Source organism: Mycoplasma sp. 4044, from assembly GCF_053851695.1.
On sequence record NZ_JBSQBD010000003.1, the window covers coordinates 1 to 12,953 of the forward strand.

Here is a 12,953-nt window from a genome sequence, read left to right on the forward strand (position 1 = left end):
GCTACTTCGTTCGACATGCATGTATTAGGCACACAGCCAGCGTTCATCCTGAGCCAGGATCAAACTCTTATAAAAAAAATTGACGATTATGGTATTTATATCCAGTTTTCAAAGAACTATTTTCTTGTAGAACTCTCAAGGTCTACAAAGACAATTATAGCATAATTTGTTGTTTGTTTTAAAAAAATATAAATTATTTTTTAATTGTTTATCAACTTGTTTGAACTTGCTAAAATTGCTTTCTAATTATACATTAAAAAAATAAAAAAAATAAAATCTCAGCGAGATTTTATTTACGAATGTTTAGTTCTTGAATTAAGTTTAGGTATTCGTTATAGTTAGTTCTTTTTAAATAAGCTAATAATGATTTACGTTGGTTAACTTTTGCCATAAATCCACGCATTGAGTGTAAATCTTTTTTGTTGTTTTGGAAATGAACTTTTAAACTTTCAATGTCAGCTGTTAATAAAGCAATTTGAACTGCTGCTGAACCTGTGTCTTTATCGTTTTTTCCGAATTTTTTAATTAATTCAAGTCTGGTGTTTTTGTCTACCATATTTTCTCCTTTACAACCCAGCAATAAATTTACTTTACAACCGAGCAATAAATTAATGTATTATTGATGCACTACATTATACTAAAAAATTTAAAGGCTTGTTTTATTTCGTCTTTGAAAACTTTGTCATCCGCCATGTGATTAATAAATCTTAATTGTTTAAGAATTTCAACAAAAGTTTCGACTTTGGGTAAATATTGTTTTTTAAGGTCTAGAAAAACGATTTCATTTTTTTCTAAACCAATTTTGACAATTGCATGATATTCAACATTTTCAATTACTACATTGGCCAAATAAGTTCCGGCATGCATTTTTTCTAAATTGTTAGGTCATTCAAAAGAATAATCATCAGTATTTAATTCAATAATAAAAGCATACTTTTCAATTAGCAAAGTATTTAGTAACTCGATTGAACCATCCTCAATGATTTGTCTAATTGTTGAAGAAGCTATTTTCATGCCATTAATTTTTTTAAGACTAGCAATCTGGCAATTAAAGTTAGCTTTTAAAGCATCAACATTACCTAAGCGATTGAAACCAAAACGAAAATCTTGGCCACAAACTATATCACTGACATTCATTGCTTTCAATTTATCAATAAATGTTTGGGCAGAAAGATTACGAAAATCTTGGTCAAAGTGAATAATAACAGCTTCGTCTATACCTATATTATATAAAGTATATAAACGCGTCTTGATTTGGAACATTTTCGCTTTTTGCTGATGTTTGTTATCAAACAAAAAGCAAACAATTTCTTTTTCAGGATTTTGAGCTTTTAAATTTTTAGCAATTTTGAATAGTTCATAATGACCTAGGTGCAAAGTTTCAAAACTTCCTAAAATAGCAATTTTTTGATTTTCAAAAGTTTTGTCAACTGGCCAATTATAAACTTTCATAATTATTTAATAAATCCTTTTTCTAGTAAGTAATTGTATGCTCCGTGGTCACTTACATCACCACAAACATCATCAGCTACTTCTTTAAGTTCCTCTTCGGCATTACCCATTGCAACACCTAGTCCAACTTCGCTTAACATTTCAACATCATTTGAAGAATCACCAAAAGCTATAACTTCATCTAGTTTAATATTTAGTTTTTCACAAAGAATTTCTAGTCCTCTAGCCTTGTTAACATCTCTTGCTGAAATGAAAACCCCATTAGTTCATTCTGCTAAAACTCACATGTCTAAATTATTTTTAGCAAAAAGATCATCATAAAATTCTTTAAGTTCACGGCTAGCATCTGAATTTACAGTAATTAAATAGTTTGTATCAGTAGAATTTTCATTATATTCGCTAATGTCATAGAAATCTTTTTTGAAAGGTTCATAGAATCAGTGGTTAATGTCAAAAAGATTGTTGTAGTATCCTTTTTGTTTACCAACAAAAGTAAAAGGTAAATTACGAGCTTGAGTTGCTTCTAAAAATACTTTGTAATCTTGATAAGAAATTGATTTTTCAAATAAGTATTCGTTAGTTTTTAAGTCAATAATAAATGAACCATTAGCTCCAATGAAATAATCAACATTAGGAGTCTCAATTCTGTTACCAACAGTAAAAATGTCTCTTCCGGTACATAGAACTGTAATGTATCCAGCATCTTTTAATTTTTTAAACATTTGCACAATAACTTGACTTAAGTCATTGTTTTTTTTACCATCTTCAAATGGTAGAATAGTACCATCAATATCAAAGGCTACTAATTTGAATTTTTTCATTATTCCTCCCTAATAATAGCTTCTAGTAGGGGTCAAAAAATTTTGATGACTTTTAATTGATCATCAAATATTTGCACTATTCCTAAAAAATTATTATTATGTTTTAATAAGTAATTAGCGTTTGGTAGATTGTATTTTTTTCTTACCACGCGCTCTTTGAAAAGTGTTTTTAATTCATCCTTGTTTAGGGTAACTATATTTATACCAAATAATTGCTCAATATTGTCAATTTCGCTAACTTTTCTTTGCTCGTCTAAAAGTACATTTCCGACCTGAGTACGTTTTAAATCAACCATAATTGCATCAGTATTTAAAAGCAAAGCAACATCATGCACAATCGAGCGAATATAAGTACCTTTCGAAACAAAAGCTTCGAATGTAACTTCATCATTTTCTAAGTCATAGTTAAGAATTTTTAGTTCATGAATTTTAATCTTGTTTGGTTTTAGACTAACATCTATATTTTTACGTGCTAGTTCATAAGCTCGTACACCATTAATTTTTTTGGCACTGAAAACTGGAGGTATTTGTTCTTCTGAGTTTTTAATTTGCTCGAAAGCTCGTTCTAATTGATTATGAGAAATTTCTTTTCATTCTAAAATGCTGACAATGGAGTCACTATCCCAAGATGCACTGTGGCGAAAAAGTCGCATTGTACAAATATAGCGTTTGTCTTGACTTAGGATGTAATTTAAGAGTTTTGTATCTTGATCAGTTGCAACAATCAATAGACCAGTTGCTAAAGGGTCTAAGGTTCCACAGTGACCAATTTTTTGAATGTTGTTTTGTTTAGCAAAATCTCTAATTGCTTTAAAACTTGACACACCTTTTGCTTTATTTATTTTGAAAAACATGTTAGTAAGTTTTTTTGATTGGAAATTGGCTTGAAAGTTTTAAAACTTCTTTTTTAATGATTTGATGCAAAGCAACATTATCAGGCTCACTTAGTGCTTTGTGAATTAAATTGGCAATAGTAACGAATTCATTTTCTTCAAATCCGCGTGATGTCATAGCTGCAACACCCAGTCTTATACCACTAGTAACTGTTGGTTTTTCACTATCGAAAGGAATAGCGTTTTTATTAACAGTAATTGAAATTGAAGAAAGGATGTCAGCTGCTTGTTTTCCAGTTAAATTGTAAGAAGTTTTTGTATCAATAATAAATAGGTGGTTTTGGGTAAGACCAGAAACAACTTTGACACCTTTTGACATAAAAGCACGACAAAAAACATTGGCATTAAGAATGATTTGGTTAGCATAACTACTGAAAGCGGGACTTAGTGCTTCTCTAAAAGCAACTGCTTTGGCTGCGATTTGATGCAATAAAGGTCCACCTTGATATCCTGGGAAAACTGAGCGATTAATTTTTTTAGCCAATTCTTCGTCATTAGTTAAAATCATTGCTCCCCGTGTTCCCCGTAATGTTTTGTGAGTGGTGGTCATTACAACATCAGCATAAGGAAAAGGAGAAGGGTGAACTCCGGCAACAATTAATCCGGCAATGTGACTTACGTCGGCAAGTAAATAAGCACCAACTTTTTTAGCAATTTCACCAAAACGCTTAAAGTCAATAATTTGTGAATAAGCACTATATCCTGTAATAATCATTTTTGGTTTTACTTCTAAAGCTATTCTTTCAATTTCATCATAGTCCAGAATTCCATCTTCATTAACTGTGTAAAAGTGTGGTTCATAAAATTTACCACTAAAAGAAATTTTGAATCCGTGAGTTAAATGTCCTCCCGATGAAAGTTGCAAACCTAAAACACGATCATTTGGTTCCAATAAGGCCATGTAAATTGCGGCATTAGCAACAGAACCTGAATATGGCTGTACATTTGCATATGCACAATTAAATAATTGACAAGCACGATCAATAGCAAGCTGTTCAATTTGATCAACGTATTCGCAACCATCATAATATCTTGCACCTGGATAACCTTCGGCATATTTATTAGTCAAGCAAGATCCTGCTGCTTTCATAACATCATCAGACACATAATTTTCAGAAGCAATAAGCTCAATATTAGTTTCTTGACGTTGCAATTCCTTATTAATTAATTCAGCAATTTCGTTATCTTTTAAATCAATTTTGCGATACATAGTTTCTCCTTTAGGGATTATGAATATAGTTTCATAATAGCTTTAAAAATTATATAATATGTAACCAAAAAAATGCTAGGCGACAAAAAGTCAAAAACTCAAAATGAAAGAAATTAGGTTTTTTGTTATATAATGAATTGTGTTTTCAGACTAGCTGTTGCTTTAAAAAATAAAATTATTTGCAAAAGAAAAAATTTTATGTATAATATTAAAGCAACAAGCAAATGCGAGTGTAGTTTAATGGTAGAACTTCAGCCTTCCAAGCTGACTGTGAGGGTTCGATTCCCTTCGCTTGCACCATATGTTAAATCACCAAAAAGTGGCAAAAGGCCACTTTTTTAATTCCTTTTTGGCATTTTTGGTTTTTATGCCATACAATTCTAATAAAGAGAAAGGATGAAAATGAATAAAGTATTAGTTATTTTATCTTCAGTAAACGGACAAAAATCAATTACTAACCAAATGGCTAAGGTTTTTGTAAACAAATATCAGCAACTAAATCCTCAAGATGAAGTGCAATATTTAGATTTAAATGAATTAGAAGCTGCTAAACAAAGTTTAAACGAGCAAAATTTTGTTCAATTCTTTGGTTCAGAAAGTGATGAACTAATTAATCAATTAAAAAGTGTTAATAAAGTGGTTATAACAGCTCCAATGTATAATTTCAACATTCCTGCAACATTAAAAAATTATTTAGATAGAGTTTTAGTAGCGAATAAAACATTTAGTTACAAATATTCAAAAAAAGGAGACGCTGTCGGGCTGTTAGATCATCTAAAAGTTCAAATCTTAGCAACTCAAGGTGCTCCATTGGGATGATATGAATGAGGAAACCATGTTAAATATCTTGAAGGAACGTTTAAGTTTGTTTATGCAAAACTGAATGAAAGTTTTTTAATTGACGGAACAAAAGTTGGTGAACTAGCAACCAAATCAGCGCAAGAAGTTGTTGCCATGCACCGAAACGAAATTGAAAAACTTGCTTCACAATTCTAAGACTGGGAAATTTTATTTTCTCAGTTTTTTTTTTTTTTTTTGCTGTTTTTTTTACTTTAATGAGTAGATGGAACAATTACAACAAAAAACAAGAGATTGTGGTTTATTGTGTTTAAGTAAACTGTATAAATACTGGTATAAAAAGAGTTTGAATATTGAAAGCTTGCAACAAGCCACAAATTATGAAGAAAAAGGAATAAATCTTTTGGAACTCAAACATAAAGCTAAGCAGTTTGGCTTAGATTTTAAGATTATGCAAGGTGAGTGAAATAGTTTTGTTAATCTAAAATTAGAGCATCCAATAATTATTGTCCTTGCAAAGCAAAATTTATTGCACACTGTTGTAGTTACAAAAAAGACTGAAGATTATGTTGTTATTTTCGATCCTGCTATTGGTAAGTTAAAAATGAAGTTAGAAACATTGCAACAACAATATGCTTCAATAATCATTGATGTCACCAAAACTAGTTGTGAACAAAACTCATATCAAGAAAACAGTGTAACTTATTTCCAAACTACTTATAAATACACATTTCTAAATTCAATTATGAGTTTATTGGTATTTGGGTTGTCAATTCTTGCTTCACAAATAAGTAAATATCTTTTAAATAGTGCTCTTAAAGAAACAAGAGATTCCTACTTTTTGCATTTTTTAATCATTTTGGGTTTTTGCAGCCTACTGAAAATATCGTTTTCAACTATTAATGAATTTTGCACAAGAAAAATAGTGAATTTTTATCTTTTCCAGTATCAAAAAATATTCAATCATAAATTGCTGTATGGAAGGGTACATCAAATACAAAAATATAGCCAGCAAGATTTCATCAAAATTTATAGTTCTTTTGAGTTTTTAGCTTCGTATCGAGCATCTCTTAGCCTTCAAACTTTTGCTAATTTTGCTTTCATTGTACTATCAGGATTCTTTTTAGTCACAATCAATTTCAAAATCACACTTCTCATTGTTTGTGCAATAAGTTTTTTGTTTTTAGTTAACATTTTGGCTAATTACATGCGAAAAAAACCATGGCAAGAGCTTTTGATAAAGAACAGTGAAGTTGTTTCTGATACTCTGTTTGTTATTAATAATTTTCAACAAACTAGAATGCAAAATGTGCCTAATTTCATCTTCCAAACTAATACAAAAAATACTGAGAATCAAATAAAAGCAACAAATAAGTTTTTTTATTTAAATTCACTTTTTGCTACATTATCAGACGTTATTCTTGCTATTTGTCCTGTTTTAATAATTTATTTGTTTTGATATTCTCAAAATGACAATAAAAATGTTGGTGATTTCTTAATTTTTGTCAGTTATTACAACTTTTTAATTAATCCTGCTAAGCTGCTAGCAAACAATATTGCTCAATATTCAAACTTTATGCAAGCTAATAAATTGTGAAATAGCTTTAACCATATAAATTTGGAAATTGATAATAAATACTTTAGTCAGAAAGTTGAAATCAAAAATATTGCTATTAAAAATTTAGCTTTTGGATATAGTGAATATAATCATCTATTCAAAATAGATAACTTAGAATTAAAAGCTCAAAATCACTTAATAGGTAAAAATGGGTGTGGAAAAAGTACCTTTCTTAAGCTTTTGTTAAATTTCTTTGACTATCATGGCTCCATTTTGTTTGATGGCGTTGATATTCAGAATTTAGATACATCATTTCTTAGAACAAAAATAAGTTATATCAATTCATCACAATCACTTTTCAATAATACAATTGCTAACAATATTCATCAAAATAACCCTGTTCTTAAATCTAGATTCGAACAAAGTTTTATTGAATACAATCTTCAAGAATTTTTTGACTACTTTAAGTTATCTCTTGCGGACCAAATAGTTTTGAATGGTGAAAATTTTTCAGCAGGACAAAAACAATTCATCCAGCTTTTGAAGTTATTTGCTAATGAGAATGAAGTTGTGCTCTTAGACGAATGCTTTGAGAATATTGACTTAAACATTTTTGAAAAATTAAAACCTTTCCTACAAAAACTTTTGAGTAAAAAAATAGTCATTGAAGTTTCGCACTCGCAAAAATATATTTTTGAGAAAGCAAAGGTGGTGAATTTTGATGAATTTAAAGCTTAAAAAATGAGAATTATTAATCTTGATAATAAGCCTTATTGTAATTTTTGCCATTATGTTTGTTTTAACAACTTGAAAAATGAAAGTAAAACAAGAACTCAAAATCATTAATTTCGATGAAAGACAAAATATTATTCAGTTCCAAAATTTGACAAATCATGAATTTGATTTTAATCAAACTATTAACTTGAAAATAAACAATAAGCTTTGAAAAGCAAAGATTTTGTGAATAAAACCAGTCGATTTAAATCTTTTTGAAGCAAAAATATCTTTCACTGAAGATGTTAACTTTACAAAAATCGTTAAGGCTTGCATTGAAATAACGAAAGAAACAAAAAAATATTGAGAGGTTATTTTCAGCAAATAAAAAAACTGGCATTGCCAGTTTCTATGATTTTGTGATCTTAAAGTATTGTAAGCTTATTGCTGTTCGCAATTTTCGATTGATGATTTGATATAGAAACACTTTGTAATCATCACTTTGCTCTGGTTGAATGTACATTGACTTAGCAACTTCGTCACTACCGAAATATCATTTTTCAATGAAGGCAAAAATTCCTTGATTAGCTGGAGTGTAGTTGATGTAGTCAAAGTTTTCTACTTCAACCGCAATGTTATCATCTGTAAATGCTTCAGCAAAATAATCAGATAAAGCATCTTCATTTTCCATGTGCAATCCAAAAATTTTGTCAATGTCTTGCTGTGAAAATTGCTCTTTATCTTCTTTTAAAATATTTAAAATTTGCATACTGGTTTCATACAATGAGCTGTCTTCGTCCTTTATTTTTTCTAATTCTTCTTTAATCTCTTCATTTATTTCAGAATTAGAAATAAGAAGATTTTTCAAAGTGTTAATGTAACTTTGTTCAAGGTCTAAAACTCTAGACTGAGATGATTGTTGGGCATCAATGTTGCCAAAAACATATTCACCAATAGTTTTTTCTAATTTGATAGATTCATCATCAGTCATCACATTTGCTTGAATTCAGCCATCCATTAGTAAGAAATTATCCTTAGGTCTTACGTATCTTACCAATCCTTCTTCTTTTAAAGAACTAAAATTGTCAGCCGAATAGTAGGCATCAATTGCATCACCGTTATACATAACAGCAACATCAGCACGTCCTTCTTTTGGCTCAATAAGATTATTTGCTAGTTCTAATCCATCACCAATTAAAAAGTTGTGTTTTGTATCTCTAAGCGAGTATCCTGATGCTGCTTTTACATATTCTTCAAAACCTTTTATCGCTTCTAGATAGTTATCCTCATTAAAAGGTTTTAGTTTGTTATTAACTACTCACTGTTTTTCGCCTTTATCATTTTCATAAAAAGCACCGATCATCATATTGTCGTAGTAAGCATTATTTCATGCAAAAACTCTGTAATTGAATTTTTTTAGTGTTTCCATTATCCCAGTTCAAGAAAGGTCTTTAAAAATAATTGATTCATTTTCTTCATCATATAAACCTTCGTCAATCAATTTTTGTTTTTGTTCGGCCGAAAGTTTTAGGTAAGGTCGATTTTCATAATCAATACTATAAGCAATAACCTTGTCTTGAGTGTAGTAAGGAATTATGTATTCTCAGAAATGGTCTTCTTTGCCATCTCTATCAACATCATATGCAACCATTTTCTTCGAAACAGGATCTAAAATTCTTTTAGCTTTGTATTCGTCATTAGTTGCAATGAGGTCAAAAATCATTTGATCATATTGTTTCAAGTGTTCAATTACACTTGGACGATAGACATTTGCCAATTGTTCAATCAAAGGTTTTGAATCATTTGTGTTGAAAACGTTGGCAAAATTAAATTTTTTCAAACGATTCTCAATTATTAGTTGGGCTGCTTGGAAATCACTTCCAACTCCACCTGCTGCTTTTCCATTATTTAAAGCAACAGTAAAATCATTTATGTCGTTGAATACTTTGTAATTATATCCACGACTCTTAACTTTGTCAATGATGTCTTTTTTCAAGTAAGAACCATAGTTATAAAGACTTGGTGAATATGGGTGTTTAGCTTTAAAACCAAAAGATAAAATTGCAATAAGTAAAATAGATAGAAATACTATGAATGTTACAAAACGTTTTAAATTACGTTTTAGAAATTCCTTAATTTTGTTTACCTGATTTCTTTGCAAAATATGCTTTGGTTTTGTTTTTTAGAAGTGTTAATGCTTTTGTTGCAGTAATAATGTAAATTAAATTAGCAACTAAAACAATCATTAAACATATTGCACCCAATGCTAAACTTCATGCTTGGAATTGTCCTTCGTAAAGTTGAGTTCCTAAAGTTTCTGTATTTGAAACAATTCTAGTAACAATGAAGTCATCGAAACTTAAAACCATTGAAACTACAAATACAAATCCAATTGAACCTAGCATATAAACAAAATAAGTCTTGAATCAAGTTCTTACTTTTGAATAACCTAAATCTTGACTAGCCTCAAAAATGTTTTTTGAAAACTTGTCAGATTTTGGCAACATTATCATAATTGCATATGGAAGAATGATTACTGTATGAGCTACAATAACACGAACAAATCCCTCACTTGTAGCACTTAAGACTCCAAAGAAGGCAGTCAAAACGATTGTTAGCGTTAAAGCAGTAACAACATCACTGTTGATTAAAGGAATGTTTGCTGTTCCTTGAACTACTTGTCTAGGTTTTTTGTTTTTTTGTCTTCACAAACCATAGACAGTTAGTAGTGAAATTGCTATCACTAAAACCGAAGCACACAATCCTATTAATAAAGAATTAATGAATGCACCAGCGTGATCTGTTGAAAAAAGTGCTTTATATGCAGCAACTGAGGTTCTGTTTCAAGTTGTAACACTGAAGACACCTTTATCACTTGGTGTATTAAATGAATAAATTGTTCCAAAAACTATTGGAATGTAGAACAAAATTAAGATTATTACAATGTATGATCTTTTGAAAAAGGCAGAAAACTTACTCATCTTTACCTCCTTTGAAACGATACTTGTTTAAAAGTAAAGGCAGTAGATAGGTTACACTATACAACAACATTAAAATCGCTAATGTTATTAAAACAAGTGTTGAAGCAACAGCCAAATCAAACGGGTTTGATGCATTAGCAAAGTTTTGAATCAAGTTACCGATCAATTGATTTTGACTTCCATGTGGAAGCAATCTGTCACTCAAAATAATTGAAGTTGCAGTTATCAAGAACACTGTGCTAAAACCTGCTAGCAATGCTTTCATGCAGTATGGAACTACAACTTTTCAAATTGTTTTAGCTTTTGAATAACCTAAATCTTCACTTGCTTCCAAGATATTTTTAGGCATATCTTTTAAAACTTGATATAAAGGCATGATCACGAAAGGTAAATACAAGTAAACAACCCCTAAAATCATGAAAGCTTCATTATTCAAACTATTTTCATCAAACATCACACTAAATAATCCTCTAAGTGATAATGCTTTTGAAATAGTAAAAATAAACAAAGGTGAAAAAATTAAACTTAAACCAACATTTTTTGTTATTTTTGATTTTGCGGTTGCCAGGATGTAAGTGTATGGAAAACCTATTAATAAACAAAATAGTCCACCTACAGCCCCTACTCAAACGCTTCTTCACAAAATTTTTCAAGTACTTTTGTCTTGAATAATGTGTCAGTTGTCTAACTGACCATCGATTGGACTGAATGCTTTTATAAAAACAAAGATTAATGGTAGAACAATAAATATTGAAGCAAATAATATGTAAGGTAGAATCAGCGATAAACGAAGATTAAACCCTAATTTTTTATTGATTTTCTTAAACATTAGACTTGTTCGTTATTTCATTCTTTAGAATCTTTGTTCATTAAGTGAATTGCATCAGTGTCTCAAGTTAGATAAACTTGTGTACCGGGTTCAAATTTTCTGGTTGTTTCAACATAAACGATTTTTCCGTCTACATCAACATCGATGAAATAATAACTTCCCTTGTAAACAATTTTTGTAACAGTTCCTGATAATTTACCTTTAGATTTATCACGTGAAATAATCATGTCTTCAGGACGAATTAAGGCATCTAATTGTTGTCCTGGTTCGAACTCATCGTGAATAGTCATAAAGTTTTTGCCCATAAAGTGAACTTTTCCTTTTTGCACAAAAGAAGCATCGAAAAAGTTTGAATCACCAATGAAATTAGCTACTCATTTGTTAATTGGGTAATCGTATAGTTCATGTGGTTTAGTATATTGTTCAACTTGCCCGTCACGGATAACTGCGATTCTGTCACTTAGTTGCAGAGCTTCATCACGATCGTGAGTAACAAAAATAAATGTTAGTCCTAATTTTTGTTGAATACTACGCAACAAAATTTGCATTTTTTCTCTGATTTTTGCATCCAATGCACTTAAAGGTTCGTCTAAAAGTAAAATTTCCGGTTCAATGACTAGTGATCTAGCAAGGGCAACACGCTGTTTCATTCCTCCACTAAGTGCATTAATTGGCTTTTGGGCATTTCCTTCTAGCCCTACCAGTTTAACAATGTCAGCAACAGCATTATCCATTTCTTTTGGACTAATTTTTCTAGTTGTGTGTTTCTTTTCAAAAGCTTCAGTTTTCAAGTCTACATAGTTTTCTCAGTATGAGTAGTTGAAATCGCTATCATCAATTCATGATTGAATTTTTTGACGTTTGCTTTTGCTTAGTTTTTTGTTTTCTAAGTCTTTTTCGTACTCAGCCATTTTTTTGTCAAGTTCTTGCATTTTTTGTGCAGCATATTTTTTTCATTGTTGCTGTTGACGTTCTAATCTCACTAAAAGCTCAGATTTAGCTGTTTCACTTAAAGTGATGTGTCTTTTTTCAAATGCTTCAGTTTTTTGTTGCACATAATTATCTCATTCTAAGCATTCTTGATTAACAGCATCAATTTTTGATTGAATCTTTTGACGTTGACTTTGGCTTAGCTGCGTATTTTGCAATTCTTTGTTGTAATCTTCTACTTTTTTATTTAATTTTTGTTTTTGCTGAGTAGCATGTTTTGTTCATTGTTTTTGTTGGCGAGCTAGTTTATCTAAAACCTCTGGAGTTGGAATATCTTTAGCAATACGTTTTAATTTCAATCCGTATTTAATGTTGTTTTCAACGTTTAGATGTGGAAATAGGGCATAATCCTGAAAGATGGTTGAAACATTTCTTTTGTGTGGTGATAAATCTTTAATGTCTTTTCCATCAAATTTTAATTCCCCACGAGTAGTTCATTCAAAACCACCAATTAAACGCAAGATTGTAGTTTTTCCTGATCCAGAAGGTCCTAGCAATGTTACAAATTCTCCACGATTAATTTTTAAATTAACATTGTCTAGAACTATTTTTTCGTCATATTCTTTGGTAACGTCTACTAACTCAATAATTGGATATTTCTTTTTGTCTTTTTTAATATCGTTATTAATTTCCATTATGATCCTTTACTTTGATTTAAAAATGTAAATTTGTAACCAAAATGAAACTAAATCGCGACTTAGAAATTT

At 30.1% G+C, this 12,953-nt stretch carries 12 protein-coding genes, 1 tRNA gene and 1 rRNA gene; 4 read left to right on the plus strand and 10 right to left on the minus strand.

Features of this window, described 5'->3' with window-relative positions; all coding sequences use genetic code 4:
* The 6 genes from ACWXVN_RS02680 to glyA form a co-directional block, all read right to left on the minus strand.
* Positions 1-75: ribosomal RNA gene (locus ACWXVN_RS02680) — 16S ribosomal RNA — on the minus strand; the annotation flags it as partial.
* Between the two features lie 214 nt (positions 76-289).
* A complete protein-coding gene (rpsO, locus tag ACWXVN_RS02685; protein ID WP_438341312.1) occupies positions 290-556 on the minus strand; it encodes a 30S ribosomal protein S15 in 267 nt (88 codons plus the stop codon).
* A 71-nt stretch (positions 557-627) separates the two neighbouring features.
* A complete protein-coding gene (locus ACWXVN_RS02690) occupies positions 628-1,452 on the minus strand; it encodes an FAD synthase (protein WP_455979028.1) in 825 nt (274 codons plus the stop codon).
* 2 nt (positions 1,453-1,454) lie between these two features.
* Positions 1,455-2,273, minus strand: a complete 819-nt coding sequence (locus tag ACWXVN_RS02695) for a YcsE-related riboflavin metabolism phosphatase (protein ID WP_438341314.1) — start codon at positions 2,271-2,273, stop codon at positions 1,455-1,457.
* Positions 2,273-3,127, minus strand: a complete 855-nt coding sequence (gene truB, locus ACWXVN_RS02700) for a tRNA pseudouridine(55) synthase TruB (protein ID WP_455967803.1) — start codon at positions 3,125-3,127, stop codon at positions 2,273-2,275. Before truB ends, ACWXVN_RS02695 begins: the two co-directional genes overlap by 1 nt.
* A gap of 1 nt (position 3,128) precedes the next feature.
* On the minus strand, positions 3,129-4,376 hold the full coding sequence (glyA, locus tag ACWXVN_RS02705; RefSeq protein WP_455979029.1) for a serine hydroxymethyltransferase: 1,248 nt from the start codon (positions 4,374-4,376) through the stop codon (positions 3,129-3,131).
* Between the two features lie 226 nt (positions 4,377-4,602).
* On the opposite strand from glyA, the gene ACWXVN_RS02710 reads away from it, so the two are divergent.
* The 4 genes from ACWXVN_RS02710 (at position 4,603) to ACWXVN_RS02725 (ending at position 7,834) form a co-directional block, all read left to right on the plus strand.
* Positions 4,603-4,676: transfer RNA gene (locus ACWXVN_RS02710), tRNA-Gly, on the plus strand.
* A 102-nt stretch (positions 4,677-4,778) separates the two neighbouring features.
* On the plus strand, positions 4,779-5,372 hold the full coding sequence (locus ACWXVN_RS02715) for an FMN-dependent NADH-azoreductase (RefSeq protein WP_455979030.1): 594 nt from the start codon (positions 4,779-4,781) through the stop codon (positions 5,370-5,372).
* A 67-nt stretch (positions 5,373-5,439) separates the two neighbouring features.
* Positions 5,440-7,470 carry an Mbov_0121 family peptidase domain-containing ABC transporter gene (locus ACWXVN_RS02720; RefSeq protein ID WP_455979031.1) on the plus strand — a complete coding sequence of 677 codons (2,031 nt, stop codon included), beginning with the start codon at positions 5,440-5,442 and terminating at the stop codon, positions 7,468-7,470.
* Positions 7,454-7,834 (plus strand): hypothetical protein, encoded by a 381-nt coding sequence (locus ACWXVN_RS02725; protein ID WP_455979032.1) that lies wholly within the window; start codon positions 7,454-7,456, stop codon positions 7,832-7,834. The genes ACWXVN_RS02720 and ACWXVN_RS02725 overlap by 17 nt, the downstream gene beginning before the upstream one ends.
* Before the next feature lie 21 nt (positions 7,835-7,855).
* Here the strand turns inward: ACWXVN_RS02725 and ACWXVN_RS02730 are convergent, their stop codons facing one another.
* From ACWXVN_RS02730 to ACWXVN_RS02745, 4 genes are read right to left on the minus strand one after another with little or no spacing between them, the layout of a single operon-like run.
* The gene (locus ACWXVN_RS02730; protein ID WP_455979033.1) at positions 7,856-9,607 is read right to left on the minus strand and encodes a hypothetical protein; all 1,752 of its coding nucleotides are present in this window, start codon (positions 9,605-9,607) and stop codon (positions 7,856-7,858) included.
* Entirely contained in the window at positions 9,579-10,427 is an 849-nt protein-coding gene (locus ACWXVN_RS02735) for an ABC transporter permease (RefSeq protein WP_455979034.1), read from the minus strand. Before ACWXVN_RS02735 ends, ACWXVN_RS02730 begins: the two co-directional genes overlap by 29 nt.
* The gene (locus tag ACWXVN_RS02740) at positions 10,420-11,256 is read right to left on the minus strand and encodes an ABC transporter permease (RefSeq protein WP_455979035.1); all 837 of its coding nucleotides are present in this window, start codon (positions 11,254-11,256) and stop codon (positions 10,420-10,422) included. The genes ACWXVN_RS02735 and ACWXVN_RS02740 overlap by 8 nt, the downstream gene beginning before the upstream one ends.
* The gene (locus ACWXVN_RS02745) at positions 11,256-12,881 is read right to left on the minus strand and encodes an ATP-binding cassette domain-containing protein (RefSeq protein ID WP_455967791.1); all 1,626 of its coding nucleotides are present in this window, start codon (positions 12,879-12,881) and stop codon (positions 11,256-11,258) included. Before ACWXVN_RS02745 ends, ACWXVN_RS02740 begins: the two co-directional genes overlap by 1 nt.
* Positions 12,882-12,953: the final 72 nt, after the last annotated feature.